This is a genomic window from Halovenus halobia, from assembly GCF_051414135.1.
GTDB classification, from domain to species: domain Archaea; phylum Halobacteriota; class Halobacteria; order Halobacteriales; family Haloarculaceae; genus Halovenus; species Halovenus halobia.
Window position 1 is genome coordinate 71,778 of the sequence record NZ_JBLKOA010000008.1, and the last position, 26,995, is coordinate 98,772.

At 55.8% G+C, this 26,995-nt stretch carries 23 protein-coding genes and 1 pseudogene; 11 read left to right on the plus strand and 13 right to left on the minus strand.

The annotated features are described in order from the left end of the window. Nucleotide 1 precedes the first annotated feature (1 nt). The gene (locus ACMGFM_RS15455) at nt 2-2,443 is read left to right on the plus strand and encodes an alkaline phosphatase family protein (RefSeq protein WP_436903560.1); all 2,442 of its coding nucleotides are present in this window, start codon (nt 2-4) and stop codon (nt 2,441-2,443) included. A 147-nt stretch (nt 2,444-2,590) separates the two neighbouring features. Beyond that, nucleotides 2,591-2,974, plus strand: a complete 384-nt coding sequence (gene queF, locus ACMGFM_RS15460) for a preQ(1) synthase (protein WP_436903561.1) — start codon at nt 2,591-2,593, stop codon at nt 2,972-2,974. Between the two features lie 89 nt (nt 2,975-3,063). On the opposite strand, the gene ACMGFM_RS15465 is transcribed toward queF, so the two are convergent. Continuing rightward, nucleotides 3,064-3,303, minus strand: a complete 240-nt coding sequence (locus tag ACMGFM_RS15465) for a transcriptional regulator (RefSeq protein WP_436903562.1) — start codon at nt 3,301-3,303, stop codon at nt 3,064-3,066. A 187-nt stretch (nt 3,304-3,490) separates the two neighbouring features. Between ACMGFM_RS15465 and ACMGFM_RS16675 the strand changes: the two genes are divergently transcribed. Next, nucleotides 3,491-3,931 (plus strand): DUF8112 family protein, encoded by a 441-nt coding sequence (locus ACMGFM_RS16675; RefSeq protein ID WP_495849261.1) that lies wholly within the window; start codon nt 3,491-3,493, stop codon nt 3,929-3,931. Continuing rightward, nucleotides 3,928-5,016, plus strand: a complete 1,089-nt coding sequence (locus ACMGFM_RS15475) for an HNH endonuclease (RefSeq protein ID WP_436903564.1) — start codon at nt 3,928-3,930, stop codon at nt 5,014-5,016. Before ACMGFM_RS16675 ends, ACMGFM_RS15475 begins: the two co-directional genes overlap by 4 nt. Nucleotides 5,017-5,085: 69 nt before the next feature. Here ACMGFM_RS15475 and ACMGFM_RS15480 read toward each other — a convergent pair whose 3' ends face one another. Beyond that, complete coding sequence (locus tag ACMGFM_RS15480) at nt 5,086-6,075, minus strand: hypothetical protein (protein WP_436903565.1); 990 nt, start codon at nt 6,073-6,075, stop codon at nt 5,086-5,088. 370 nt (nt 6,076-6,445) lie between these two features. Between ACMGFM_RS15480 and ACMGFM_RS15485 the strand changes: the two genes are divergently transcribed. Continuing rightward, the gene (locus ACMGFM_RS15485; RefSeq protein ID WP_436903566.1) at nt 6,446-6,604 is read left to right on the plus strand and encodes a hypothetical protein; all 159 of its coding nucleotides are present in this window, start codon (nt 6,446-6,448) and stop codon (nt 6,602-6,604) included. Then, entirely contained in the window at nt 6,601-7,947 is a 1,347-nt protein-coding gene (locus tag ACMGFM_RS15490; protein WP_436903567.1) for a site-specific integrase, read from the plus strand. The genes ACMGFM_RS15485 and ACMGFM_RS15490 overlap by 4 nt, the downstream gene beginning before the upstream one ends. Before the next feature lie 459 nt (nt 7,948-8,406). Here the strand turns inward: ACMGFM_RS15490 and ACMGFM_RS15495 are convergent, their stop codons facing one another. From ACMGFM_RS15495 to ACMGFM_RS15505, 3 genes are all read right to left on the minus strand, one after another. Beyond that, nucleotides 8,407-9,666: a tyrosine-type recombinase/integrase gene (locus tag ACMGFM_RS15495; protein WP_436903568.1), complete on the minus strand. Its 1,260-nt coding sequence runs from the start codon at nt 9,664-9,666 to the stop codon at nt 8,407-8,409. A 357-nt stretch (nt 9,667-10,023) separates the two neighbouring features. Then, complete coding sequence (locus tag ACMGFM_RS15500) at nt 10,024-10,440, minus strand: hypothetical protein (RefSeq protein ID WP_436903569.1); 417 nt, start codon at nt 10,438-10,440, stop codon at nt 10,024-10,026. A 158-nt stretch (nt 10,441-10,598) separates the two neighbouring features. After that, complete coding sequence (locus ACMGFM_RS15505; RefSeq protein WP_436903570.1) at nt 10,599-11,144, minus strand: winged helix-turn-helix domain-containing protein; 546 nt, start codon at nt 11,142-11,144, stop codon at nt 10,599-10,601. Between the two features lie 295 nt (nt 11,145-11,439). Here ACMGFM_RS15505 and ACMGFM_RS15510 point away from each other — a divergent pair, with 295 nt between their 5' ends. Together ACMGFM_RS15510 and ACMGFM_RS15515 are read left to right on the plus strand one after the other, a co-directional pair. Next, nucleotides 11,440-12,189, plus strand: coding sequence for a hypothetical protein (locus ACMGFM_RS15510; protein ID WP_436903571.1), 750 nt, complete (start codon nt 11,440-11,442; stop codon nt 12,187-12,189). Between the two features lie 132 nt (nt 12,190-12,321). Next, nucleotides 12,322-13,722 carry an ATP-binding protein gene (locus ACMGFM_RS15515; protein WP_436903572.1) on the plus strand — a complete coding sequence of 467 codons (1,401 nt, stop codon included), beginning with the start codon at nt 12,322-12,324 and terminating at the stop codon, nt 13,720-13,722. A 96-nt stretch (nt 13,723-13,818) separates the two neighbouring features. On the opposite strand, the gene ACMGFM_RS15520 is transcribed toward ACMGFM_RS15515, so the two are convergent. The 5 genes from ACMGFM_RS15520 to ACMGFM_RS15540 form a co-directional block, all read right to left on the minus strand. Continuing rightward, on the minus strand, nt 13,819-14,673 hold the full coding sequence (locus tag ACMGFM_RS15520) for an NAD-dependent epimerase/dehydratase family protein (protein ID WP_436903573.1): 855 nt from the start codon (nt 14,671-14,673) through the stop codon (nt 13,819-13,821). A gap of 38 nt (nt 14,674-14,711) precedes the next feature. Then, on the minus strand, nt 14,712-15,782 hold the full coding sequence (locus ACMGFM_RS15525) for an ABC transporter permease (RefSeq protein ID WP_436903574.1): 1,071 nt from the start codon (nt 15,780-15,782) through the stop codon (nt 14,712-14,714). Further along, a complete protein-coding gene (locus tag ACMGFM_RS15530; RefSeq protein WP_436903575.1) occupies nt 15,779-16,972 on the minus strand; it encodes an ABC transporter permease in 1,194 nt (397 codons plus the stop codon). Before ACMGFM_RS15530 ends, ACMGFM_RS15525 begins: the two co-directional genes overlap by 4 nt. Then, entirely contained in the window at nt 16,969-18,513 is a 1,545-nt protein-coding gene (locus tag ACMGFM_RS15535) for an ABC transporter ATP-binding protein (protein WP_436903576.1), read from the minus strand. The genes ACMGFM_RS15530 and ACMGFM_RS15535 overlap by 4 nt, the downstream gene beginning before the upstream one ends. Before the next feature lie 87 nt (nt 18,514-18,600). Beyond that, nucleotides 18,601-19,671 (minus strand): BMP family lipoprotein, encoded by a 1,071-nt coding sequence (locus ACMGFM_RS15540; RefSeq protein ID WP_436903577.1) that lies wholly within the window; start codon nt 19,669-19,671, stop codon nt 18,601-18,603. Nucleotides 19,672-19,967: 296 nt separating this feature from the next. Between ACMGFM_RS15540 and ACMGFM_RS15545 the strand changes: the two genes are divergently transcribed. Next, entirely contained in the window at nt 19,968-20,378 is a 411-nt protein-coding gene (locus ACMGFM_RS15545; RefSeq protein ID WP_436903578.1) for a hypothetical protein, read from the plus strand. Between the two features lie 92 nt (nt 20,379-20,470). Here the strand turns inward: ACMGFM_RS15545 and ACMGFM_RS15550 are convergent. Next, a pseudogene (locus tag ACMGFM_RS15550) lies at nt 20,471-21,611 on the minus strand (mechanosensitive ion channel family protein). Nucleotides 21,612-21,920: 309 nt separating this feature from the next. On the opposite strand from ACMGFM_RS15550, the gene ACMGFM_RS15555 reads away from it, so the two are divergent. Further along, the gene (locus tag ACMGFM_RS15555) at nt 21,921-22,748 is read left to right on the plus strand and encodes a hypothetical protein (protein ID WP_436903579.1); all 828 of its coding nucleotides are present in this window, start codon (nt 21,921-21,923) and stop codon (nt 22,746-22,748) included. 23 nt (nt 22,749-22,771) lie between these two features. On the opposite strand, the gene ACMGFM_RS15560 is transcribed toward ACMGFM_RS15555, so the two are convergent. Beyond that, a complete protein-coding gene (locus ACMGFM_RS15560; protein ID WP_436903581.1) occupies nt 22,772-23,098 on the minus strand; it encodes a putative quinol monooxygenase in 327 nt (108 codons plus the stop codon). Nucleotides 23,099-23,214: 116 nt separating this feature from the next. On the opposite strand from ACMGFM_RS15560, the gene ACMGFM_RS15565 reads away from it, so the two are divergent. Next, nucleotides 23,215-26,208: a PAS domain S-box protein gene (locus tag ACMGFM_RS15565; RefSeq protein WP_436903582.1), complete on the plus strand. Its 2,994-nt coding sequence runs from the start codon at nt 23,215-23,217 to the stop codon at nt 26,206-26,208. Nucleotides 26,209-26,217: 9 nt separating this feature from the next. Here ACMGFM_RS15565 and ACMGFM_RS15570 read toward each other — a convergent pair whose 3' ends face one another. Beyond that, nucleotides 26,218-26,982 (minus strand): SDR family NAD(P)-dependent oxidoreductase, encoded by a 765-nt coding sequence (locus ACMGFM_RS15570; protein WP_436903587.1) that lies wholly within the window; start codon nt 26,980-26,982, stop codon nt 26,218-26,220. Between the last annotated feature and the right edge of the window lie 13 nt (nt 26,983-26,995).

The window sequence follows — 26,995 nt, forward strand, 5'->3', positions numbered from 1 at the left end:
TATGAAAATCATCTATGACCCTGATCGATGGTTTGAGCGTCCGTCAGTGGAAACGACCATAGTTGAGTCTCCGGATGAAGAAGCAGCTGAGGTCATCGAGCTGATTAATGATTCAGAACTACGTCAACTACGGGATGATCTAGACAAAAACCAAATCGAAAAAACATACGTCACGAGAGACATAGGTCGGACTCGATCTGAGTGGCCAGCTCTCGTTGCAAGATCAGAAATAAACGAGGCGCCCCGAATAGTTGAGGAATATCAGGATATAGTTGGAGTCATTCTTCGAGCTAATGCTGAACTATGGTTTGAGGATGTTCAGCGACTAGAAGAGTACGTTGGTGAGCCAACGAGGGTCCCGAGAAAAGATCTTATTGAAGCACTGAATCTGATTGTCTCGACTCGGACTGGCACCAATTATTTTCCGTCGGATAAGATGGTGTCAGAGTATCCAGCCTTGGTCGCAGATTGTCTTGGAATTGAAAAATCCCAAAATATTCGCCAACAAGTTATTCACCGACTTCTTGAAGATTCGGAGTTCAAAAATGCACTGGAGGCACCAGATCAAGCAGAAGATAACTATCGGGAGTGGTTGGCTGAACTCAACTGGACTGACGGCGACACTCTCAATGATGGCGGAGTCCAAGCTTTGGAATACGTCGAATCTACTCAAGAAGGTAAAATAGAGTGGAGTGCTCGTGCGCTGTTAGAATCTGCCAAAGAAAACGCCGCCCACCTTCTCGAAACAAAACTTGAAAAAACAGTCTTGTCATTGGGAACTACCGAAGAAATCAGTGAATTGAATAAATCACTTCAAAATGTCTTGGCAACGACAGCCTCTTCCGAAGCGTACGACGCAGCCCAAGAAGCCGCTGATGATCAGCGCCTTCTAAACATTGACGATGATTTATCGGTCGACGAATCAGATATACTTCGGTATATAGAACAAAGTAAGCCTGATGAGCTAAATCAGTCGGTGTTGATGCAGCTTGAGCAGATTCCTCTGGCTCTATACGAGTCCCCGCCAAGTTTCGTGGAACCAGTTGTCTCAGCACTTGACTCTGAAAAGGTGATCGCGTCACTAGATCGGGCTATAGCTGAAGATGCAGCTCAGATTGAGAAAACAATTGACACTCTTGAAAATATAATCCAGGTGTTGAAGCCGTTAGTTGAAGGGAAGGCTGAAACGCTTCAAAACGATATCGATGCTGCTCGGGACATGCTTAAATCGCTGAACCCACCGACCCCTACTTCGCCTGAAGATTGCGTCACGTTATACGATGAACAATTAAACCGTGAGGCATCACTTTCTACTCAGTTTGCGAAATCGGAACCTGAACTAGCAGACAATATCCTTGAAGAGTGTGAGGATTATATTCGTGATAATTATCGGAATTGGGCAAATTCGGACCCAGGAGACAGACCTGTCGCAATGGTTCCTGACGTTCCGTCACGAATTGAAAATTTATTAGACGAACATGATCATATTTTGTTGATTGTTTCTGACGGGTTCGGTCTTCGTCAATGGTTGGAAGCAACTCATAACAACGATCAGATCCAGGCCTGGGAGAGGGCGGGTGTTATTTCAAATACACTAATGACTACTATTTTCCCCTCGGAAACAGGGGCTGGTCACTATTCCCTCTTTACTGGGCAGTTTCCGATGGGCCATGGAAAAGACGATATCGAGTCGTCGCTGCAGCTGGAGAGTGGACACTTGTTTGACAAAGCAAAAAATGCAGGGGCGTTCACACAAGCCCTCTCTTATCTCCCACCACAACCAGGCTTTAGCGGTGTTCTAGGGGAAGCTGCCGATGAATTTCACCATTTAGAAGGCCTGAGAGCAGAGGACGCTGCATTAAAAAAGGAAACTATTGCCCATGTGGCCTCTGCAGTGGCTAACCATGATAAGTCTGTAAGTCTACTCCAACATAATCAAATAGATCAATTGCATGAGGGAATGGATCATGTTGCAGACTCACTTATTCCTGGAGTTGCAGATGATTTGGTGACATTTATAAGACAATTATCGCACCGGTTAGGAGACGATATCCTACCTATTCTGACTGCAGATCACGGGATGCTTCGAACCCGTAATTCGCGAAAAAGTCTGACTCATGGGGAAGCAAAGAATGCGCTGGATCGAATGAATGAGCGTTATACTGACTTGGGACAGAGAGTAGTTGGACTTAAATCTAAATCAGGAGGGCAAAATTATGGAAACCGGACGACTAACCAGTATTTTGAAATTCTATCAGAGCAACAGATGCGCCAGTTTAAGTCACTTACCAAGCAGAAATGTGACGGTCGGACACTTCGATACCGCCGTCGGTACTATTCGCATAATGAGGAACTGACTGCAACACATGGTGGCTTCACATTTGATGAAATGTTTATTCCATTCCTCAAATTCGACACTACGAAGCTCTCAAACTCGAATTAATCGGATAGCGGGATCTATTTTCTGTTTTTAGATCTCTTCCCTATTTACTGGTTGTCAAGATGGATATCTACTACTGACGCTGGGTCCGCAGAAGGCAGTCGGGATGTCGCCAGACTTTTTATTTATTGGATCCTCCTATGAGTAGTTATGAATAAAAACCTCCGTGAGACATCTCATGAAATAATTGAGGTTTTTGATGCACCGGATAGCGAGGGCGATCAAGTATATTCATTTAAAACTGATGAGTTAACTGCCCTTTGCCCGTTCGATTTTGGTGGCCCTGATTATTATGTCCTAACCCTCCGGTACACTCCGACAGACGATTGTATTGAGAGTAAAAGCTTGAAAAAATATATCCAATCCTTTAGAGATACGGAGATATCTGCTGAAAGTTTGGGCGCTAAGATGTTCAATACGATTCAGAAAACTGTCGAACCAAAAAAGTTGTACGTTCGTCTTGAACAAGCTCGCCGAGGTGGGGTTGAAGAAACCGTAGAAATCGGAGATGTGTCGCTCCGCCCCAATTCATGATTAGTTGCTTGCGATAATAGCACTACTTCGATCGGTTGGGTCAAGCCAAGACGTATAGATACCGCTTCAGCTTCAGACACCGATATGAATTAATCTGCCCGTTCAGATAATTCCCACAAGAGTGCGTTTCCGACCTTCTGACTCTGTACTTTTCCTTCTTCTTCAAGCGACTGTAACTTCAAATATGCAGTCCGTCGATCACAACCCACAATATCAGCAATGTCCGTAGTACCCGCAGATCCTAGTTCTTCAAGCGCATTAGTGAAATTCTCTGGGGGGTAAGTCTCGGTAAACTTCCCGCTCCCTTCGTCACGATCCCTACCGCTCATATAGAACTAATCAAGAGCGTCTCACAAATGGTTGCTGGGTATCTGTCCATTAGACAAACAGCCAAAGGTTTTTGCCATTAGACGCTAGACTAATGGTTAGGGGCTCGGTCCACTTGGGAAATTCAGCAATGAATAGCCCGGGTGCTAGTACACCCGGACCGGGTTCTCAACTGTAGGTAAAGAACCCATGAGAAAATCTGAACCAGGAAATAAAGATAGTGTCGACTGCGCTCTTATTAAAGAAATCAACCAATTGTATGGGGTTGTGCTCGGAGTAGGGGCCGTAACGTGCGTAGCGTGCGGTTCGCGCCTTTTTGAGGGCAGAGAAGTCCTCGTGTATGCGTACAAGCCGGCGGGTGGACACCACTTTGGTGTGGGGTACGTCCTCTGTGCTGAACACGATGAGCATAAGTGTATCAACACAACCAGTGAGGACTCGCCATACACGATTGGCGTCCGCGAGCTGGTTGTGGAGGGGCGGATTGGCACGCGTACGGATGTGCGGACACAGGCGGCAAAGTTGGTATTGCTTGACCCGAAGCCGGTGCTGGTGAGCGATGCCACGATGAAGACTGGTCGCAAGGTCTCTGCTGAGGAATACATCCAGCAGGATGGAGGTCAGCAATGACAGATGAGCCGATGACTGCGGACTCGGAAAACCCAGACGCATCGAACGAAACAGTTGACCAGGCCACACGGGAGACGCTGCTTGAGGAGTACGGCCATCGCTGCCAAGGTTGTGGTCGCCGTGGGCCCGGTGCCAGCGGCTTGGCGACGCTGCAGGTCCATCACATTGAACGCAACCCAGACGACATGGACGAACACGACCCGACGAATTTGACCGTCTTGTGCCGGTCGTGTCACACGTGGCTCCATCAACAGGCCAGACCGAACGATTCGCCGGTCGAAATCACGGCGGCTGATGAGAGTGTGTTGCTGCCTCAAGATATCGAAATTCTCCGCTACCTCGCTGACAACGGGCCCACAAAAACGGGCGACATCGCCGCAGAGGTGCAGGGTGACTCAACCGTTGCCTCAGTTCGCCAGCGGTTGTGGCTGTTGATGGGTCTTGACAACTTCGTCGAGCAGCGCGAGAAACAAGTTGTCGATAAAGACATCGAGACGGGTGAGTGGGGGCTTGTTGAACAGGTTGAGAATTCGGCACGCGGCCACATCCCTGACAACCCACAGATACTGGCTCAGCGGGTGGAAGACGAACAGGTCCGGCAGGCACTGGAATGCGGTGTTGACCGCAACACGGTGTCAACAGTGTTTGATGTGTCTCGCCGGACGACGTTTAACAAAGAGAAACGCGCTCGCGCATTCGACTTCCCACTGGAAGCGTTCAGTCGGAGTCGAGGTGGGCGTCCAGCTGCTGACACCACGCCATCCCAGAATGCCACAGTGGCGAGTGTGAGTGCCGAGACGGAAGATGAAACGACAGACGGAACGGCACAACAGCGCCTTGACACAGATACTGAACAACAGCAGTCAGCTGAGCAGTCCCACCCAACGACCTCAACGGCGCCGAACGCTGACGTGCACAACCCACAGGAGGGTGCAGATGAACCTGTGACTGAGGGGAGCACTGACGGCAGCGACAACAGCGAACGCGAACAAGTGGTGATTGATATGACTGACGACGAGGCGCAAATCCGCGAGAAGCTACGAAAATTGCTCGAAACGTTGGACAACGGAGACGTGCCGCAGTAGTCAAGTCACCACTTCGGATCAATTTCTTGCAAACTGAGCCTCATTTCGAGTTGCGAGAGAATGTGTTTATTACTTGGATTCCCAATCACCTTCAATCCAAACGTTCGTGAAGTTATTCTCATCCAGTATGCTAATTTTTGAAACACGATATTTCGCTTCAGATCGATCTTCTGCCACCATCTGATGATTTAGATCAACTATGACAGATTGCGGTGCATAAGTGCTGTGCGGCAATTCTACACCGGACTTCCTGAACAACTCTGCGGGAGTCTCAATCAGTATCTTATCAACATATTCACCACCTTGCCCTTCTTCAAAGAAGTAGTCAATTGGATCTACTTCACCTGCGAGTCTGGCTGTTGTGATATCACGCGTCTGCTCGTAAGTTTCCAGTTCAGCTTTGAACGCTCCAAGCACAGATCTGAGACTCTCATCTCCAGTAGAATTCGTTGACCGGTACGAACGCATTGACTTGATTGCGATTTCTTCGTGCTTGTGATCTGGCCGGGCCTTGATCATCAAGTATTCTGCATCGACGGGGACAATCAACACAAACTCCTCTGTGCGCTGTTGATCAAAGTCCGCCTGATCATACCGCTCTACCTGATTTGAGAACGTCGGAACAAACGTATCCAGGCCTTGTCCAATCCACATTCCACCCTCTCTGGCAATAGTAAACGTAGCTTCATCGGCCTCAAATCCAGGTTGTTGACTTGCTAATTGAAGACTCTTAACAAACTCTTGAAAGCTGAATGATGGTCGTGGATAGCTGAGCCGAACTGCAGTAATCTCGTCGCTGAACCCGATTTTAGGATGAAAAATTACTGGTTTTTCGTATCCAATCTGATGTCTGACTCGTGGTCGTAAAAATATACAATCAAAAGACCCTGGCTCAAATGGCTCGTGCTCAGGGAAAACGGTGTAATCTATGCCTTTACGAACGACCTGAGTATATGCTTCACCAATGCTGACTTGTTTAATTTCTGCCAATCTCTTCATTTCAGCATGGAGCTTCTCCGGGATTTGTAGATTTGGTCGTATTTTATTATCTTCTGACATTTTTGTCTCCGTTTGAGTATGCCTGCATACTGGTTTCACTGAATTAAATACACTGTCAATCTTTTCACCAGCGATGCTCGGATAGACGTAGATATTGATAAGAAGAACCGGTATACTCCTGACCCCATTTAAACAGCCAACTCATTCGTCTGTGAGACGAGCAGCACTGAGTTGCGGTATATAAACTCCTGTTCAGGCCGTCTTAGAGACTCATCTTGCTTATAATTTAACTATGTAGACATTAAATAACCCCCGCGAACTATCAGATCAATACCGATGATGTACCGCTATCGCACAACGGTCTACCACCGTCTGTATCTTAGAAGTAAAATAAATTTGATACAGGTACCGTCAACTGGAGGGAGAAAGAATGAGTGACAATCCGCTTGAATCTCAGCTCCGCGCGGCCGAAAATGTAAGAGAAGATTTAGAGGTGATTGCACAAAGCAACCTCCCTTTTTCAGATGACGCCGCGAAAATCCTGGACGCCATTGATGAGATTGATACTGACGAGGTAACCGACCGATGACTGGCGAACGGATTGATCGGAGTACACTTGAGCAACAACTCCCAGCGATTCTTCGAGAGCAACTACAACGTGATGGGATGCCACCCGGCCACTTGCCATCGTGGGAATATATCACAGCTAATACTCGGTACTCCGCAGAGGGATTAAACCTGAACTGCAAAGAGCTATACGACCAGACCCTCCTCAACTTCCTTCGAGAACAGGGGTTCGGCGTGGGGTCAAGTGGGAAATGGCCAACCGAAGACGAGGCGACGATACAATCTCTGGAATACTATATCCGCAAGCTGAAAAAGAACAGAGGCTTCCGGGACTCCACAATTGAGTCCGTGCACTCTACGATATATAAGATTTATGAAGCAATTGAAGAACAAGAAATTGATGCTGAAATCTTGGATCTCGGGACGTTTGACACCGATGATGAGCGACAGAGGAATGTACAGTGGACCGTCGCTATCATCGAGTATATGGATCAGGTTCTGGCAGACAGTACGATGCAAAACTATCCGTATTACTTCTTAGAATACTATCAGATCGTCAAGAACGAGCGAAAAATCGATTTCAACCCAGTTGAAGAAGCACTTGATGAGTTTGAGTGGGTTAGGAGCAGAGGAGAGACTCACACAATTACCGAAGATCAATTGAGAGACGTGTGGAATGCACTAGAGAATTTGGAGCGGTGTCCTGTTGAGGGTTACCTCCTAAACCGCTGGCAAATGTGGATGAAAAACCTCATTGTATTCCTCGTCGCAGCTGGTCCCCGAGCCGACGAAGTTGAGCGGTTTGACGTACGGATGCAATTCCACTTTGGCGATGATCCACATGTCCATTTCGAGGAAAGAAAGAACTTACAAGCGGATGCCGCACCTGAGTACGTTCCAATCATGATTGGAGCGGACTACCTTTTAGCATATCGGGACTATATTTTAGAGACAGGTGGAAATGGCAGTTTAGTCCCAAGTCCACAGTCTGAATCTGGTTGTCGAAGAGCAAATACGCTGAACGAATGGTTAAAACGGCTGTGCAAAATTGCCAACGTACGACTGCCGGATGAAACTCTTCCAACAATGCAGAATTTCCGACAACTCTGGAAAACACAATATTTGAAAGCACTCCATAAGAACCGGGACCACATTAGATTCGTTTCAGAGGAAAGCGGAACAGACGATGTTAAAGTCGATGAAGAGAATTATGTCGACGATGTCGTTAATCGACAGCATGTTCGAGAACTAGGACGGGAACACTTTGATAATCTGCTTGATCTCAATGAGTTGCCGACGCTTATGCAGGAAGAACTTGATCAAACGGAGTATATCGATCGACAATCCACGTTTTCTGATTTCTGACTCCGGCTACAGTGTTTAAGTCGTAGCTTCCGGTTAGTGAATTGTTTTACTCACCAGCCCCGGTAATCATCTACTATCGAGTATAACCATACAAATCGGGAAATGGTATATGCCAGTAAATCATCTCTAAGTACCTACTAACCTAAATGACAATAATATTATAAAAAACTCTATGGTAAGTAGTCTTACTGCTTGATTTGGGTAGTTTCTACGGGGTCCCCAATAATCCTGATGTCCGCTGTCAGGCGAATTTTGTTGAGGGCGAGTAAAATAGGTTATCGTCTTTATTTAAAAATCCATCGCAGTACCGGGATTTTCTAATTGTATGATTTGGTTCGTATGTGAGGGCTGCAGAATCATATTGTACTGGCTGCCATTATCCATATATAAACTGTCATATTTATGAACCTGGTAAATACTCCAACGGACTAATTTTATATTGAGATACCGAGGAAGATCTCAAACATCCAGTCCAAGTGCTTGGAGTTCCTCAATCTCACTTTGGATGCTCTTGAGTCGTTCTTTCATATCGCCTTCTGCTTCAATCGCAGAGTCAAATAGTCGTTCTCTCCGTTCTTCGATTTTCTGTACACCTTTTTGACTCAGTGCCTGTCCACACCACATACATTGGACCTCGTCTCGGGGCGTCTCACGCTGACAGCGAGGACATTCAATGGGCCCGATTGGGTCTATCTCGTCCTCTGTGACATCTACACCATGAGCCTTGGCGATCTCCCGAGCAGTATCATCGGCAAATACAGCGATATACCGGCGCGCCTCATCACTGTTCTCAACCCACCCATGGTGTTTTTCGAGGTGCTGTTGTGAGACATTTTTCCGAGCAAGATAACTCGCAGACGATTTTCGCATTCTGGTAAACCCCATTTTCGAAGGCGGGTTAAGATCGCCATTCTCCACGGCGCGCTGGACTGGCTTCCGCAACATCTTTTGCTTCATCTTGTAGCTAACTTCTCGACCAGTATCCAAATCGCACCATAGCGGTGCTTCCGGGTCGTCACCTCGTGGGTGTACTTCGAGCCAGCGCTTGAGATATGGGACAGACGAGATCAGAACTACTGGATGCTGTCCCTGTTTTCCGTCAACCATGATTTCCATGCCGTATTTATGATCACCAACATCACCAACCTGTAATTCTCGGAACTCACCAGAACGAGGGCCAGCGTCCCAGTCCACTGCAACTGCTGCTTTGTTTCTAGGGTATTTTGCGTTGTCTAACACCGGCAGAATGTGTTCGTCCCACCGCCACATCTTCGTCGGGTCAGGACTCGGGTCGTAATTGTCTGGCAAGTCGGCCGAGATCCACTCAACGCTTAGCGGTTTCTCGTCATTAGGGTCTCCGGGAGTAAGGTGGCCGCCAAGCATCCGGAGTGCAACCCGATGATCTCGTTTTGACTCCTCGCTATTGTAGTGGCTGTTGATCCAACTGACGTACTTTTTCGCCTCGTCTTTTGCCTGTTTGGAATCTCCAATAATATCCACAAGACTGGGACTTGGAAGTTGGTCCGGATCGTACTTCTGCGAGTCGCCTGCCAGCATCGTGCAGTGTTGGAGGAGTTTCACTCGTCTTCCTGTTGAATAGTTATGAATCCCCAGTTCTTCGGAGAATTGTAACAGGGCCTCTTTTTCTTCAGGAGTTAGTGCTTCGGAGCCCTCGATTCGTGAATGAAGTGCCTCGATTTTCGGTGGCCGATTCGGCATAGCACTAATTGGGCAGATAAGCATTTGAACTTTGAGTTCAATGCCGGGAGGCGGCACTTCACCACTTTTTACGTCGTCGGGTTTCCTCGCGAGCCTTCAGCTCGCTGCGGGAACCGCTCCTCGCAAAAACTTGGGGAAAAACGGCCGGACACTCACTCCGTTCGCGTCCGGTGAAACCGCGACTCGCTTCGCTCGTCGCGGTATGCTGAGCAAAGCGAGCATTTCTGGGCGTAGTTCACAATCCGGGAGGCGGCAGTATACTCACAGTTCAAATGCCGGCGAGCGTAGCGTACGCGCAGTAACTGCGAACCGCTCCCTCTCGAATCACCGTATTCTGTGAACGAATCTCTGTGTCTCTCAATCGAGGTCGGCCAGCCGGTCGCCGAGCGCGTCCAGCATCTCCCACAGAAGTCCGGTGACTGAGCGTGCGCCGAACGAGACCAGTTCGTACGTGTACGCGTCGTTCGCGTCCTCCCGTTTCTGGTAGTGGAGAAACCCATCCACGTGCGGATTCGGTTCACAGTGGAACCCGCAGTCGAGCCCGTCCGGTTCGCTGTAATGGAGGGTGTAGTACGCACGAATCGGGGTTCGCATCCAACTGTCGTTCGCGCGGTCGGATACTTCGGGGCCGGGTGTCGGATCCGGGGTCCACGTTACCCGGAGCGACGCCGTCTCTGTACCGCGACCGAACCACGACGGGTTGAGGGCGGCTCGTAGTTCACGGTACTCGTCCGGCGGTTCCCCTTCGACGGATCGAACAGCGGGATGTTGCACCAACTCACCGCGTAACTCGCGTAAGATGCGGTGACGATCCCGCCCCGAATTCGCACCTCCATCGGAGCGAACACGTTCCTCACGGGAACCAGAACAATGGTCGCTGGTTCGGTGACCGCCGGTGTCGGGTAACTTCTCTGACGTATCCTGTTCGCCCGTCATACCGTGATCGACGACGGATCCGACGTCCAGGTGTCGTAGTTCTCGATGGCGTCCTGCACGAGTGAGAGCCGATATCGGGCGAGTTCCCAGTCGCTCGCAATCCGTACGAACTCGTACGCTTGCTCGGCGGACACGTCGTCAGCAGTCGCCCGCTCGCGTAACACGTCAGGCGAGTGGACATCGTACTCCGTCTCCCAGGCCGCGATGTCGGTTTTCAAATCAGCGGCCTGTTCTGAGAGTTCCTGCTTTGTCGTCTCTCGGAGTAACTCTCGAACATCTCGAAGCCGGGTGTACAGTGGGTCCGGATAGTAGCGACGGGTCCCGTCGTTCTCGGTCGCCGTTACGACGCCGAGATCGATGAGTCGCTGGAGGTGATCCCGTGCCGTATTCGGGGAGACGGCAGCCTCCTCAGCGACCCACGGGGCGGGCTGTGGCTCCGAGAGCGTCATCGTGACTGACTTCACCCGATCGAACGCCGACGCGTGCTTCTTCCACGTCCCTACCCACTCGGGTTCGTCGTTGGACGCCTCTTCGGGTGACATACACGATAATACTCACTCGAACGCAATAGTTCTATTCCTCCGCAAATTATTGCGTTCAGGAGGCTGCAAGTGAAGACGGAGAGATCGAAGACCTGCGAGGCGAACTCGAAGACCGTGTCGATGCCCTCACAAGATCACGTACCGGATCACAGTTGCAGAACTGAATCGTCTCACCGCTTGATGCCTATTAGTCATAACGCACTTCAAATGCTAAGAAGCGGCACATCACGTGGAACGATACTTCCGAATTCGGCTGAAGAAAGTATTTATCAGCGCCGTTGGAACAAATCTGACAGTGAACCGACGTGCTCTCCTCGCTAGCCTGACCAGTGCTCCGCTGTTCGTCGGTGCTGGCTGTACCAGTTCCAGTCCATCGAATCAGTCGTGTGGCTCAGTATCGATTTCCCGCGCTTCGGTCGAGGTAGATTACGAGTGCGATTACGGAACGAGGGTTGATGGAAAGATACTAGTTCGATCCGGGGACTGCGAGACAAATCTCACCCTCGAACTACTCGACGACGGCGACGTCATCCGTAGCGTAGATATCGAGTCGGACGGCGAGTTGTGGTCGTCTTCCTTCGGCTCCGAGACTCCCGGGCCTGACCTCGGGACTGTGGGACCGGGCGACAAGAAGATACAGGTTCGCGGCCCGGACGGCGATGTCCTTGCAACGGACACACTCCGTGTGGACCACTACAAGGACGACCTCGCAGTCGAAGTGCGAGACACCGACTTCCAGCCAGAGACTGTCGTTGTCGGCGAACCCGTCACCGTCTCGTTTACTGTGCTCATGGTCGGGTCGGGAGGTGGGGGTCGCTATACTGCGAGGCTGTTTGTGGGCGATACTGTCGTCGAGAGGCGCAACGGATCGGTAGAAGGTGGTGAATGTGAATACGGCAGGGAAGGGACGGCATTCGAGGCCACCCACACCTTCGAGAAACCTGGCGAATACGAACTGACCGTGGACGTTATCGCTGAAGACGTCACAGAACCGTGGTTTTCGCGGCCAATCGGGACGGTGACAGTCGAAGCGTCGGGCCAGTGAGCAGTGTTGTCGATACCGTTCTCTCGATCATGAGACGCAGGACCGTTCGATCCAAGTAATAAAATCGCAATTAGTAAAATCGAGATTTAGATAATCGGAAGGATGATATTCGCAGGGCATTGAACAGGAGTTATGACCACCCAGCGGTTCGTCGACCGCGAGGACGAACTCGAATTGCTACAGTCGCGGTTCGAGATCGACACCGCAGAACTGCTCGTCATCTACGGGCGGCGACGACTCGGCAAGAGTGCACTCGTGCGTGAAGCAGTTCAGGACCGGGAGGACGCGATATACTGGCAGGCAACCGAGGAGACCACGGCCGCACAACTCACGAACTTCGTCGACACGGCCAGCGAGACGTTTCCACTACTGGAGGACATCCAGCACGACTGGGAAGCCCTGCTCCGGGCACTCGGTCGCGAAGACGCAATCGTCGTCCTGGATGAGTTCCCGTATCTCGTCGAATCGGACGATGCGCTCCCGTCGAAGATACAGCGCGTCTGGGACACGCATCTCGAAGAGACGGCCACGACACTCGTGCTCGTCGGCTCGTCGATCAGCATCATGGAGGACAAGGTTCTCAGCGGAGGCAGTCCGCTGTACGGCCGCCGGACGGGGACTATCGACCTGCCACCACTCGGTCTCACGGATGCACAGCAGCTCTACCCCGGTGACGACCCGGATGAGGTCATCCAGGCCTGGAGTGTCTTCGGCGGGACGCCGTACTATCTTCAGGCACTCGACCCGTCCCGCTCGCTGGCCGAGAACATCCAGTCGCAGGTGCTCTCGGAACACGGCGTCCTCCACAATGAACCGGAGTTTCTCTTGCGGACCGAGTTCGGTATCCGCGAGCCACAGACGTACTACACGATTCTTCGGGCAATCGCGACCGGGAAACGCGCGGCAAACGAGATCGCCGGGTTCGCTGGCGTCGACTCCAACGCGCTGGGTTCGTACCTCTCGAAACTCCGGCGACTCCGACTCGTCGAACGGGACATACCCGTGACCGCTGACCCCAACTCGACGCGGAAGAGTCGCTATCGGCTGAAAGAACCGCTGTTCCGGTTCTGGTTTCGGTACGTCTACGGCCGGCAGGGAGAACTCGTCCAACTCGGCGACGACGCCTACGAGCAACTGGTCGAACCGACCTTCACCGACTACATGGGGACGATGTTCGAGCGTGTCTGCCAGAATGTACTCCCATCGCTGATTCCAAAGACCTACTATGGCATCGGCTACTGGTGGCACAGGCAGCACGAACTCGATGTCGTGGGACTCGCGAGCGACGGGACACTCGTCGCAGGAGAGTGTAAGTACACCAGCCGAGAGATGACCGAAGGCGATCTAGCCGACCTCGAACGGACAGCATCGGAGGTCCAGTGGACGCCATCCAACGAACGCAACCGGACGGAGCAGTACTGTTGTTTCTGTCGCTCCGGGTTTTCCGATGGTCTGCAACAGGTGGCTGCGGAACGTGACGACGTGTTACTGTTCACACCCAGCGATATCGTGCCGGGCGATATCGATGGGTGACAACGAAGTCTCTCCAGTGTCCTCGGGAGTGAGTGCCCCGAACGACCGAGGGTTCGAGGACGCGTCGCGTCTTCTGGCGAAGCAGCGTCCAGACTCTCAGGCGGACCCGACCACGTCTTTCCAGGAGCGAGTCGGCTCCCAGCCGAGCAGTCGTGTCGCTTTCGCCGTGGCGTACGCAGAGGTGTCGCCCTCGACGGTCGCGTCGTCGGGCACTCCGCCGATGTGCTCGTCCATTAGTTCCACCAGCGGTTCGCCGAGAGCGTTGTCCCGGGCCACGCAGTTGAACGCCTCGTGACCGCCAAACTCGGCGTCGAGTGCCGCCTCGACCATATCGACCACGTCGCGGACGTCGACGTACGACCAGTAGTTCCCGGCTCCTGCGTGCGGGTCGTCGACATACTCCGGGTCGCGACAGGGATACTCTTCGGGCAGTTGAATCCACGACGGACGCAGCGACGCGACACTGATACCGTCACGCCGTGCGACCGTCTTGCCAATCTCCTCCGCGACGACTTTCGAGAGTCCGTAGGCGTCCTCCGGCCGTAGCGCGTGCGTCTCGGTGATCGGTAGTTCGTCTGGTACGGGCGTCTCTGCGGCGAAAAAGAAGCCGTACGCGCCGTCAGAGGACGCCTGAACCACGTCCGCACTGACACGGCCGGCGGCCGAGAGTACGTTGTGGGCAGCGAGCGTGTTGTTCTGGTAGAGTTCGGTCCCGGCACGAGTCCCGGCGACCGGTATCGCGGCCCAGTGGACAATTGCGTCAGGTTGTTCTGCGGTAACGATATCGAAGACTGCGCCGGTCTCTGTCAGGTCGACCGCGCGGTAATCGACGTCGTCGCGGCCGTCGTCTGGGTGGTCGTAGTCGAGACAGAGCACGTCGTGTGGCCCTGCGAGTCGGTCGAGTATCCACGACCCCGACGCGCCGAGACCGCCGGTCACGATGAGTTGCATACGGGTGCGAGGAGAGCAACTGGCCAAAATGTGGCGGTTCACTCCTCGTCGTCGTAGTGTTCGCCGAGCGCGGCTGGAATCCGGGTTCGCTTGACGAACATCAACACGAGAATCACAATCACAAAGGGAAGAACCCGGAAGATGGGTCGCGGGATGTCGAGCGCACTGATCTGCTGCAGGCGGAACTGGAGGGCGTCGAAACTCCCGAAGAGTAAGGCCCCGCCCAGCGAGTAAATCGGGTTGTAGTTGCCAAAGAGATACGCCACGATGCCGAGGAAACCTCGGCCACCGATACTCGTTTCGCCGGTGCCGACGAAGCGGCCGAGCTGGCCCAGCGTGAAGCCAGCACCGCCGATGCCACAGAGCACGCCAGAGATCAACACCCCAATGTAGCGGGTCTTGCGAACACTCACGCCGGCCGTATCCAGCGCACGTGGGTTCTCTCCACAGGCGCGGATATACCGTCCGAGCCGTGTCGAGCGGAGCGTATACCAACAGATTGGTGCCGTGACGAGCATCAGGTACACCATCGGCGAGGCGTCGAACAACACCGGCCCGAGGATCGGAATTTCGGACAGGAGTGGAATCTCCCACGTGCCGAACGTGCCGACAGATGGGCTGTTCACGCTCTGGTAGAGCACGAGCGAGACAAAGGGCGCGACACCAAGTGCCACTAGCCACACCGCGAGGCCGGCGATAACCTGATTCGACTGGTAGCGGATAACGAAGACGGCGAAGGCGCCAGCAGCACCGATACTCACGAGGATACCAACGAGAAAACCCAGCCACAGCGCGACCTGTGGCGAGACGCCTGATTCGGTCAGGCGGGCGACGGCAACGACACTACTCAGCGCCGAGAGGATAAGAAAGCCTTCGATGCCGATGTTGATGATGCCGGTCTTCTCGGCGAATATGCCGCCCATGGCTGCGAAGGCAATCGGCACCGCCACCCGCAACACCGCGCTCGCGTAGCCTGTATCGAGTAGCGCGTCGAGCACCTGTCCGGTGGTTGACTCTGGCGGCACCACCACGCTGGCGAGGACGAGCACAGCAAGCAGTCCGATACCCCCACCGAGCCATTTCCCGACCTGTCGAACTGTGTCGTTCATTGCGTCTCACCTCCAGTGTCAATATCGATGACGCCACGCCGGTTCAACCGCCGACCGAGTGCACGGAACAGTTCCGGCGTCGCGACCAGCAGAATGACCAGCCCACGCAACACCCCAACGAGTTCGCCCGGGACACCGGTCTGCAGTTCCACGACCTGTCCCCCGCTCTGGAGCGCACCGAACAGCAGCCCTGCGGGCAACAGTCCGGCTGGACTGTTCCCGGCGAGGATAGAGACGGCAATCCCGTCGAAACCGATCGGCGGTGCGCCGGGTTGCCACCGGCCAATCACCATCATCACGAACAGCGCACCGCCGAGGCCAGCGACGACGCCGGCGGCCGTCATCGAGAACAGCGTTGTGCGTCGTTCGTCCACGCCGCCAAACACCGCCGCTTTCGGCTGGGTTCCCAGTGCCTGGATATCGTACCCGATACGACTGCGCGCGAGCAACCAGTAAAAGCCGACGAGGACGACCACACCAAGCCCAAAGACGAGCAGCGAAAAGTCGGCACTGTTCGGGAACACCACCGGCTTAAATATCGCTTCCTCTGGAATCGCAGGCGTCTGTGTCCCCTGGACAGTGCCGTCGTCGAACCGCCTGTTGACAAAGACGAACGCCACCGCAGTCGCGATGAAATTCAGCAACAGCGTCGTGATGACTTCGTTCATCTCGAAGCGAACCTTGAGATATCCGGGGACTAACCCGTACGCGCCACCGACAACTGCGCCGGCGACAAGCCCAGCTGGGACGAGCACCAGCCGCCCGCCCATCCCGCTCGGGACGGCGCCTGCGAGTCCCACGACTGCGACCGCAGCCCCGAGCGACCCGAGGACGAACTGGCCCTGCCCGCCGATATTGAACAGCCCGGCTTTGTACGGAATTGCGAAGCTCAGTCCCGTGAACAACAGCAGCGTCGTCCACTGGAGGGTTGTTGCGCGCCCGAAGTTACTCCCGAACGCACCGGTGAACAGCACACGATACACCTCTACTGGATTGTAGCAGAACTCGACGCCGAAGATGAACAACACCGGCGTCTCACACGTCGCAACGTACCCCGCTCCGAGAATGACCAGCATTCCAATGCCGGCCGCGACGATGACAGCACTGAGGCTCACCAGCAGCCGTTCACTTGTCGAGAGTCGAACCAGCCCGCCAAACAGTCGCTCGAGCCAGTCGGGAGCGTCACTCATTGTACTGTACCCTGCCCTTCGAGTTGCTGGCCAGCCATGAGGAGCCCAAGCTGTTCTTTGGTCACCGATTCTGGGTCGACAACGTCGACGAACGACCCGTCGTAGAGCACACCAATGCGGTCCGAGAGATTCATCACCTCGTCCAGCGAGGCCGACACTAACAGCGTGGCGACCCCCTGCTCGCGCATCTGCAGAATCTGGTCGTGGATGAACTCCATACTCCCAACGTCGACACCACGTGTCGGATGGGCCGCGACCACGAGTGAGGGGTCACGGAGGAACTCTCGGCCGACGACGAACTTCTGCTGGTTACCGCCGGACAGCGATTCTGCCGTGGCCGTCGGGTCTGGCGGACGGACGTCGTACGTCTCGATAATCTCCTCGGTGTGGTCTCGGATAGCACTCCAATCGAGTTGACTCCCGTCGCGGAACCGGTCAGCGTACTGGTTCCCGAGGACGGCATTTTTCACCAGGTCGAACTCCAGGAGGAGTGCTCGCTCCTGGCGCTCACCGGGAATGAACGACATTCCCATCTCGATACGGTCTCGCCGTGAGTGGTCGGTGATATCCTGGCCGTGAAACTCGACGGCTCCCGCGGACGGCTCACGGAGGCCGGTAACGGCTCCGACCAGTTCGGACTGTCCGTTGCCATCGACGCCAGCGATACCGAATATCTCGCCCTCTCGAATACTGAACTCGACGCCGTCGACGGCAGTGACATCCTGGTCGTCTTCGACCGAGAGGTCCGAAACGGACAGCGCCACGTCTCCGGGGTCGGCTGGCTGTTTGTCGACGCTCAGCAGCACATCGCGGCCGACCATCCGCCTGGCGAGTCCGTTCTTTGTCGCCTCGCTTGCAGCGACTGTGCCAACTGTCTGGCCGTCACGGAGCACGGTAATTTCGTCTGCTGCGGTGAGTGCCTCACCAAGTTTGTGCGTAATGAAAATAATTGTCTTCCCCTGTGCCGTGAGTTCGTCGAATACCTCGAACAACTGCTCGGCCTCCTGCGGTGTGAGCACCGATGTTGGTTCGTCGAAGATGAAGTACTCGGCGCCACGGTACAGCGTCTTGAGAATCTCGACGCGCTGCTGTTGTCCGACACTCAACTGCTCGACTGGCGTGTGGATATCATCTTCGAGGTCAAAGTCGTAGCGAGCGCTCAGTTCTCGAATATCCGCTTCGACGGCGTCGTCGTCGACACTGACCCCGCCGTAGTCGACCGGTTCCCACCCGAGCGCGATGTTTTCGAGTACGGTCATCGGGTCGACGAGGGTGAAATGCTGGTGAATCATCCCGACACCACGTTCGATTGCGTCCTGCGGTGTCGCAAAATCGACCGCCTCGCCGTCGACGTGGACCGTTCCTGCCGTCGGGTCGTAGAGTCCGTACAGGACGTTCATCAGCGTGGTTTTCCCAGCACCGTTCTCTCCGAGGAGCGCGTGGACCGAGCCACGCTCAACTTCGATATCGATGTCGTCGTTCGCGAGAACGCCTCCGGGAAACCGCTTCGTAATGTTTTCGAGGTGAATTGCAGTGCTCATACCAGGTCGTTCTCGGACATGGGGTGGCTATTGTACATGTGTACTCGAACACAGCGGCTGTCGTCTGCCGGGAGGTGACTGCTGCGTTTATGGGAGCTGCGGGACGTCGATTTCGCCGTCGGCAATCTGTTGAATTGTCGTGTCAGCTTGGTCTTTGACGGATTGTGGAATCTCGCTGCCGATATCGACACCCCACGGCACTCTGAAACCACCTTCGCCGGCACCGAGCTGGAAGCTCTTTCCGCCCTCGAACTCGTCGTTGACGACGCGCTCGATTGCTTCGATCACACTCTGGTCGACACCCTTGATGATACTTCCGAGAATCACATCGGAGAAGTCTGCAGCCGTCTCTGACTGTCGCGCGTCGGCACCAAACGCAAAGCGGCCGCGTTGCTGACAGGCCTGGAAGAGCCCAGAGCCACCAGCACCGGCACCGTGCAGGAGCACGTCGGCCCCGTTATCGATCATCGACCGAGCGGCCACCTCAACATCTCCGGGGTTGTCGAAGCCGCCGACGTAAGCTGTCAACAGCTCGAACTTTTCGTCGACACTTTTCATCCCGGCCTCGAATCCGGCCTCGAATGCCTGGACCGGCGGCACCTCGATGCCACCGACGAAGCCAAGCTTCTTTGAGGAAGGGTCAGTCGACCCAGCGCCGGCAGAGAACTCCTGAGAGGAAAGCGTCGCAGCGGCTTCGCCGGCGACGTATGCACCCTCGTTGGCCGCGTACGTCCAACTCTCGACGTTCGGTTTGTCGACGACTGCGTCGAGCAGGGCCCAGTTCTGGTCCGGGAACTCGCCGGCGTTGCCTTCGGTGTCTTCGCTTCCGGCCAGCGGCGGCACCTGCTCGAATCCCAGACAGATAATCAGGTCGTAATCCGGATTCGACGACCGTGCGAACTGCGTCTGGAAATCGTCGAACTCGCCGCTGCTCTGTGGGCCGGCGTCCTCGAAGGCGATATCGAACATCTCGGCCGCTTCGTTGAGTCCGGCGTTGGCGGCATCGCTGAACGACTCGTCACCGGTTCCACCGAGTGCGTATACCATTGCGATATTATATGCTGCGTCCTCGGCCTCGCTGCTCTGTGTGGAACATCCGGCTAAACTAATCGTCAGGCCAACACCGCTTGCTTTCACGATGTCTCGGCGTGTGGGCATACGAAATCCTATAATTGGAATCGGTTATAAGTTGCCTTTTCGACGGCCGCTACTGTCAGAATACCAGAGATTCCGCGCATTATCTTTTTTACGTAGCTTCATACCCGGGACAACTGGACAATCGTCTATTTTAAATCGACGCGGTATTGCTCTGTTCGAAATTATTGTCCTGCTCTGGTCGTTTTTCCTCGCAGCATGCTTGGAGACACTGACCTGGAAATCACCAGCCGAGACCGGCGGTTCGCCTGCGGTAGGCAGTGACTGCTTTTGTTCGTCAATCACAACAACACAAACGTATGGTAGACACTGACAACCTCAATTTGACCGAAGCGGAACAGGAGGCACTGCACGAACTACAACTCGGTGTCGAGAATCTCTACCGGGGATACGGGAGTCTGCTCGATTTCCATCACGCTATCGGACGAGGGATGGACCACCTCCACGATGCCGAAGAGATACTCAGAACCGCTGGACACGAGAGCCGAGCCAACATGCTGCGCGACAACGTGTTACCGACTGGTGTTTTTAAAGACAGGTGGTCCTACGAGATTGTCGAGTCGTTCAGGCGGGAGTTTCTGAACGAGGTGAGTGGATTCGAACAGGCCGTTCGAGACGACCTCGCAGATGGACGCGAGCACATCACGGAACGCAGACAACACCGGGGCTGGCGCGAACGGGCCAGCGCCCGAAAGGAGGACGAACGGTGAGCCGAGCGGAGCTGGCTGAATCGCTGCAGCGGTGCTCCGTTGCGTTCGCCCGCCCGGCCGTCGACCCGACCGAGACCCCGTTTCACCCGTGTTCAGTGTTCGACAGCGTCGCTGCTGGAATCGCTGGCTGCCGGCGTGCCGACCACTGAATCGGCAGAGAGAGTCCCATCGTCCCTACCGCGTGGTCCCGTAAGCGTCACGTCGCGCTTCGGGTACGGAATCTCGATGTCGGCTTCGTTCAGCGCCTTGTACAGCGCCCGGTTGAGTTTGTGCTGTGCGCGACGTCGACGGGTCGGCCCGTTCACCCAGCAGAGCAGTTCGTACTGGAGCGCAGAATCCCCGAATGACCGCAAGCGGGCGCGAGGTTTCGGCGAATCCAGCACGAGTGACTCTGATAAGGCGGCCTCGATGGCGAGGTCCTCGAAGGCGTCGATGTCGGTCCCGTAGGCGATGCCGATGGGAACGCGTACGCGGCGACGACGCTGTGGTGACGATTCGTTGGTCACCTTCGAGGCGTTGAGCGCAGCGTTCGGGACGGTGACGACCACTTCGTCGCGGGTGAGCAACGTCGTCGACCGGACGCCGACTTTGATCACGGTGCCCGCGCTTCCGTCGTCGAGGACGATGTAATCGCCCAGTTTGTAGGTGTCGTCGAAGTAAAGCGCAATCCCGCCGAAGAAGTTCGCAACCGTGTCCTTCGCGGCGAAGCCGATGGCGATGCCGGCGACGCCCGCCGCCCCCAACAGTGGCGTAATCCTGATTCCCCAGACCCACAGCAGGGTACCCACTGCACCGACGAAAACCGCCAGCGTCCAGACGTTCGAGAACACGGGCGCGAAATCGAATTCGGCTCCCTTCGGCGTTGACCGCGGCCACCAGCCGATTCACGACCCTGTTGGCTGCGTAAGCCCAGACGAGAATGATAATCGACAGCGTCGGCCGACCGAGGAGGTCGTCGAGCAACTGCGGTTCGAGCACGACCGAGGCACGAACCACGGGGACGTGAGTGAGGACGAACACGCCGATGAGCGCGGCAGTCACGACGAGTGGGAGCCGAAGCGACGAGATGACGATGTTGTCGTACTCGGTCTCCGTGTTCGAGACGTACCGGTACGCGAGTCGCAAGATGAAAAACTCCATTCCAATCGCGGCGACAATCGACACTGCGACCACCACGAGCGTCGCTTCGAGTGCTGTAAGGCCCTCGAACAGTCCAAGAAATGAGACTAGCATACCACCTGATGGCGATACGTTGAGTTAACTGTTGCTTTTGTTTACATGAAAACCCCCACATATTTGTCAAGCGTTCAACTGTGTACACTCAGTCAGCATCGCTGATACTGCACAGCTCCCGGAACGTGTGTCTGAGCTCGCTGTCGGGGGTTGAGGCCGACAATCGGCACTATCTCACCACGACTGAACGTGTTCACACGAGTCCTTCCAAATGAGTGACAAAATATTTACTCCCCGCGGGTTACTCGCCGACGGTATGCACCAACTGGGTGACGTGGTCGTCAACCGGAATCACGGGGGGTGGTGGCTGTGAGCGCACCAGCACTCGATGGCCTTCTCATCGGCGGCGTGATGTGTTTGCTCGGCGCTGGCCTGCTCGTCGCCGGACTGGGCAAACTCCGCGTCGGACTGTCGCTATACCGGACCGACACGACGCCGTTGCGCGAAATTCCACAGGCCGACGGACCGGTCGAGTTCGACGGGACGGCCGTTGCCCTGGCGGACGAGGGCGCGTTTACAGCACCGTTCTCCGGCGAAGACGCGCTACTCTGCCAGATATGGGTCGAGAAAGCCTCGACGCACTACACCGACGACGAGGAGGGACTGGACGTGGACGTCTCGAACAGTTCCGTCGACGGCGACCCGGAGACGACGTGGGGGCTGGCCGAAACGGCCGATATTCGCCGGGAGTTTGTCGTCAGCGACGGCGGCCGCGTGGCCGTTGACCCGACGGAGGCCGACCTCGATATTACTGGCCACATGGGTGAACAGGTCCACAAGATTGGTCGCGGAGAGAGCCTCTCCGAGGACGTTCGGGACCGACTGGCCGAACTCGACGGTGACGACTTCGACGGCTCAGTTGAGCGGTGGGATGACGAAGAAAGCGCCGTCAAGTATCGCGAAGAACGGCTGGAACCGAACGACACCGTCCACGTCAGCAACGCAGTCGTGCAAGATACTCCCGAGGAGTGGGGCAGTGGTATCGAAGCGACCGTCGGCGGCGAGACACTCATCAGCCGAGGGACCGAATCTGCGGTCATCCGTCGCAATCTCATCCAGTTCGTCACCGGCACAATCGTCGGCCTCGGGCTGCTAGGACTGGGTGTCCGGACCGTCCGACTCGCACTCGGCGGCTGAGTGTCTGCTCACCTTGGCCGTGATTACTTCGCTGCCTCGGCGGCGTCGTACTCGAAGACTTCGACCTTGTCAGTCTCGAACTGGATGGTTTCGAGTTCTCCGTCGGCCAGTTCCGGCAGTGCCCCGGCAAACTCCTCGTAGACCGACGACTCCGTGTGTTGCTCAGCGGCGGTGCGGTCCTCGTACTGCTCGAAAAAGTGCAGGGTTCCCGGCTCTGTGAGGCTCTCGGTTGCTTGGTACCGGACAGTTCCATCCTCTTGGCGGGAGTGCTCAACCAGATTATCGACGAGTTCGAGTGCGCGCTCGCGCTCGCCGGACACGAGCGAGAGGGTGGTCTGAATGACGAACATACACGGAATTTGCTGGAGACATAATATTTCTTGTGCGGGTGGCTCTGACAGTCTCTGTGTCCTTTCGTAACCAACTGACACAACACCTATTTGGATGGATACCCTTATTCGAAAGAATGGGTAACGGTGCGGATTCGGATTTCGTCGAGTCGCTCCTTCCGGGACTTGCGGCGCTCGACGAGCCGATTTTTCTGTTCGACGCTGACTGCCAACTCCGGACGTACAACGACGCTGCCCACGAATTCACGGGACTCTCCGGGTCACCGCCGGCGGAGATAACGCTCACCGATTTATTCGATGAAGCTGACAGCCGAACCCTCCACGGTGCAATTGAGGAGGCCCTGGCCAACGACAGTGCAACGGCACGTGTCACGCTCACTGGTGAACACACGCAGCGACACGTTGTGTGCTCGCTTTCGTCGCTCTCAGTTCACGGCGAGCAACTGGTTGTCTGTCTCTGTCAGGAGGTCGACCAGCAGCGTGACCAGATTCAGACTGAACAGCACCAGCGCTACGAGTCACTCGTCCAGCAGAGCAACGACGGCATCGCAATCGTCCAAGACCAGCAGATTGTCTTCGCGAACGAGACGCTGGCGGCGACCACGGGGTACGACCTCGACGCACTGCGTGGCAAACCCTTCTACGAGCTCTGTACGCCGGAGTATCAGCAGCTGGTCCGCGAGCGCCACCAGCGCCGCCTCGACGGCGAGACGCCGCCCGAACAGTACAAACTGGAAATCGAAACGCAGGCGGGGAACATCAGGGTGGTCGACCTCTCTGTCTCACGGACCACCCACGAGGGCCGACCGGCGACGCTGGTCACCGTCCGTGACCGGACCGACCGGCAGCGCCGTCAGTGGGCAATCGAGACGCTGCAGGACGCCACCAGACGAATCCAGCAGGCCGAAACGACCGACGACGTGGCGAGGGTGGCCGTCGAAGCGGCGACCGATGTCTTCGGACTTCCGTACGCTGTCTGCTGGCTGCACGACGAAGAGACTGACCGACTCGACCCAGCATACGCCACGACAGCGGCCCGCAACGAGGGATTTGTTGGCTCGTTTTCCCCGGACAGCTACGAGCATGAAGTCTTCCGCGCGGGTGAGTTGACGAAATATACACCCGAAGCCGTCTCCGCTGACAATTCGTTGACCAACGCCATCCTGCTGCCCCTGGGTGAGCACGGACTGATTGGTGTCGGCGGCACAGAACACATCGAGTTCGATGAGACGATTATCGACGTGACGCGTTCACTTGCTGACCACACGACGACGGCACTGAAACGCGTCGAACAGACGCGGGAACTCCGCGAAGAACGAGCGCTGACCGAGAGCATCTTTGCTGCCTTGCCTGACGTCTTCTACGCCTTCGACGAACAGGGCAACTTCTTTCGCTGGAACGACCAGTTCGCCGCGGTCACCGGCTACAGTGACGCCGATATCGAATCGATGCATCCGGCGGAGTTTTTCGTTCCTGACGAGCGCGAGACCATCTACAACGCCATCGCCGAGGTGTTCGAACACGACACCACAGTAACTGTCGAAGCGCGGTTTCTCACCAGCGACGGCGAGCGGATACCGTACGAATTTACCGGCGCGAAACTGACCGACGCGACGGGCGAGGTGCTGGGACTTGTCGGAATTGGTCGGGATATCTCCGACCGGAAACAGCGCCAGCGCCGCTTTGAGGCCGTGTTCAACAACACCTACCAGTTTACCGGGCTGATGGAACCCGACGGCACGCTGCTTGAAGCCAACGACGCCGCCCTGGAGTTCGGTGGGCTTGAGGCGGACGATGTTATCGGCGTGAACGTGTGGGAGGCGTCGTGGTTCCAGCATTCTCCAGCAGTCCGTGACGAAGTCAAAGACGCGGTCGAACGGGCTGCAGACGGTGAGTTCGTCCGCAAGGAACTGCCCATCAGCGGGGCTGACCGCGAGGCGTTCATCGATTTCTCCGTGCGGCCGGTCACCAACGAGAACGGCGAGATTACGCTGCTCATCCCCGAAGGCCGAGACATTACGGAACTGAAAGAACGCGAGCGGGAACTACGGCGCGAGCGCGACCACATCCGCCGAACTGAGGCACAGGCTGCTGTCGGTGGCTGGGAACTCGACCTCTCGACAGAAACGGTGTACTGGACCGACGGACTGCGTGACCTCTATGATGTCTCGTCGTCCTTCGAACCATCCTACGACGAGAGTCTTAGCTGGTTCCATCCCGAGAACCGCGAGACGGTTCGCGACGCCATCGACGCCTGCCGGACGAACGGGACACCCTTTGACCTCGAAACGCGGGTTGTCACTGCTGCTGGTCGTACCCGATGGATCCGTATGGAAGGCGAGCGCGTCGACGAGCAAGACACCAAGAAACTCCGCGGTGCGGTCCGGGATATCACCGAGCGCAAAGAGCGCGAACAGCGACTGATGGTGTTCAACCGCGTCCTCCGGCACAATCTCCGGAACAAGCTCACTGTGGTCGGTGGCTACGCGGACCACCTCGAATCGCAACTGGAGACGCTGGCTCACGCTGACGACGACACTGCCTTTGACGAGTTCGCTGTCGAAGAAGCACTCCGGAGCGTCCGCGAGATTCGGGCTGGCTCGGACGACCTGAGCAGCATCAGCCGGAAGGTCCGACAGTTCGGCGCAATCACACAGGAAGTCGACGTTACGGACACTGTTGCTGTTAGGACCATTCTGACCGGCCTCGGCGAAGAGTACAGCGCTGACTATCCCAACGCCACAATTGACCTCACTGTCGAGGACGTTCACATCAAGGGTAACGCCGAGTTTCTCAAACTCGTTGTCGGTGAACTCGTCGAAAACGCAATCGAACACAACGATACTGGCACCCCACGTGTCGAACTCACCGTGACCGCTGACGGCGATGACCGCGTACAGATCTGTGTCGCCGACGACGGCCCAGGTATCCCCGACATGGAACGGGAAGTGCTCCGGGAAGGCCAAGAAGGCTCGCTGTTGCACGGCAGCGGCATCGGCCTGTGGACTATCCACTGGCTCGTGACCCGCGTCGGCGGCAACGTCTCAATCGCCGACAACGACCCGCAAGGGACCGTCGTGACTCTCAGTATTCCGCGAGCAGACGCGTAGACTGAGCGGTCACTGTGCGGTCCAGCCGCCGTCGACGGTCAGACAGCTTCCGGTCACGTACGAACTCGCGTCCGAGGCGAGAAAGACGGCCGGACCGGCCATCTCCGCCGGCGCGGCGAAGCGGTTGAGGGGTGTTCGGTTGAGCAGCGACTCTCTGATCGACTCGTTTTCCAGTGCCTCTTCCACAAATTCAGTTTCGACGTAGCCAGGCGCGATTGCGTTGACACGGACATCCGGTGCCCAGTCGAGTGCCATACTCTTCGTAATCCCGACGAGGCCGTGCTTCGAGGCGACGTAGGGGTGCTGGCGAGGGAGTCCGACCAGCCCGCCGACGCTCGCGATGTTGATTACTGACCCCTCGCCATCCTGTAGATACTCCGCAGCCGTCTGCGCACAGAGGAACGCGCCCCGGAGATTCACCGCGAGCGTCTGGTCGAACCCTTCAACGTCGACTGTTTCTGGCTTGCCAAGCGCGTTCTCGGGATTCATCCCGGCGTTGTTGACGAGCACGTCGATGCCACCGAACTCCGCAACGGTTTCCTCGCACAGGTTTGTGATACTCTCCTCCTCGGCGACGTCTGCGGTGATTGCCAGTCCGGTTCCGCCGGCGGCCTCGACCTCCTCGGCGGTCGCTTCGATATCCTCGGTTGTCCGCGCTGTCGGAACCACTGTTGCCCCCGCAGCACCGAGGCCAATTGCGATTGCCCGCCCAATTCCCCGACTCGCGCCGGTCACGACCGCAACCTTCCCAGTCAGGTCGAACTGCTCGCCAATCTCTACGTCGTCG

Excerpts from the sequence above, each read along its gene's own strand:
- ACMGFM_RS15455 (WP_436903560.1), top strand. The coding sequence starts at position 2 with ATGAAAATCATCTATGACCCTGATCGATGGTTTGAGCGTCCGTCAGTG.
- queF (WP_436903561.1), top strand. The coding sequence starts at position 2,591 with ATGAATAAAAACCTCCGTGAGACATCTCATGAAATAATTGAGGTTTTT.
- ACMGFM_RS15465 (WP_436903562.1), bottom strand. The coding sequence starts at position 3,303 with ATGAGCGGTAGGGATCGTGACGAAGGGAGCGGGAAGTTTACCGAGACT.
- ACMGFM_RS16675 (WP_495849261.1), top strand. The coding sequence starts at position 3,491 with ATGAGAAAATCTGAACCAGGAAATAAAGATAGTGTCGACTGCGCTCTT.
- ACMGFM_RS15475 (WP_436903564.1), top strand. The coding sequence starts at position 3,928 with ATGACAGATGAGCCGATGACTGCGGACTCGGAAAACCCAGACGCATCG.
- ACMGFM_RS15480 (WP_436903565.1), bottom strand. The coding sequence starts at position 6,075 with ATGTCAGAAGATAATAAAATACGACCAAATCTACAAATCCCGGAGAAG.
- ACMGFM_RS15485 (WP_436903566.1), top strand. The coding sequence starts at position 6,446 with ATGAGTGACAATCCGCTTGAATCTCAGCTCCGCGCGGCCGAAAATGTA.
- ACMGFM_RS15490 (WP_436903567.1), top strand. The coding sequence starts at position 6,601 with ATGACTGGCGAACGGATTGATCGGAGTACACTTGAGCAACAACTCCCA.
- ACMGFM_RS15495 (WP_436903568.1), bottom strand. The coding sequence starts at position 9,666 with ATGCCGAATCGGCCACCGAAAATCGAGGCACTTCATTCACGAATCGAG.
- ACMGFM_RS15505 (WP_436903570.1), bottom strand. The coding sequence starts at position 11,144 with ATGTCACCCGAAGAGGCGTCCAACGACGAACCCGAGTGGGTAGGGACG.
- ACMGFM_RS15515 (WP_436903572.1), top strand. The coding sequence starts at position 12,322 with ATGACCACCCAGCGGTTCGTCGACCGCGAGGACGAACTCGAATTGCTA.
- ACMGFM_RS15520 (WP_436903573.1), bottom strand. The coding sequence starts at position 14,673 with ATGCAACTCATCGTGACCGGCGGTCTCGGCGCGTCGGGGTCGTGGATA.
- ACMGFM_RS15525 (WP_436903574.1), bottom strand. The coding sequence starts at position 15,782 with ATGAACGACACAGTTCGACAGGTCGGGAAATGGCTCGGTGGGGGTATC.
- ACMGFM_RS15530 (WP_436903575.1), bottom strand. The coding sequence starts at position 16,972 with ATGAGTGACGCTCCCGACTGGCTCGAGCGACTGTTTGGCGGGCTGGTT.
- ACMGFM_RS15535 (WP_436903576.1), bottom strand. The coding sequence starts at position 18,513 with ATGAGCACTGCAATTCACCTCGAAAACATTACGAAGCGGTTTCCCGGA.
- ACMGFM_RS15540 (WP_436903577.1), bottom strand. The coding sequence starts at position 19,671 with ATGCCCACACGCCGAGACATCGTGAAAGCAAGCGGTGTTGGCCTGACG.
- ACMGFM_RS15545 (WP_436903578.1), top strand. The coding sequence starts at position 19,968 with ATGGTAGACACTGACAACCTCAATTTGACCGAAGCGGAACAGGAGGCA.
- ACMGFM_RS15560 (WP_436903581.1), bottom strand. The coding sequence starts at position 23,098 with ATGTTCGTCATTCAGACCACCCTCTCGCTCGTGTCCGGCGAGCGCGAG.
- ACMGFM_RS15565 (WP_436903582.1), top strand. The coding sequence starts at position 23,215 with ATGGGTAACGGTGCGGATTCGGATTTCGTCGAGTCGCTCCTTCCGGGA.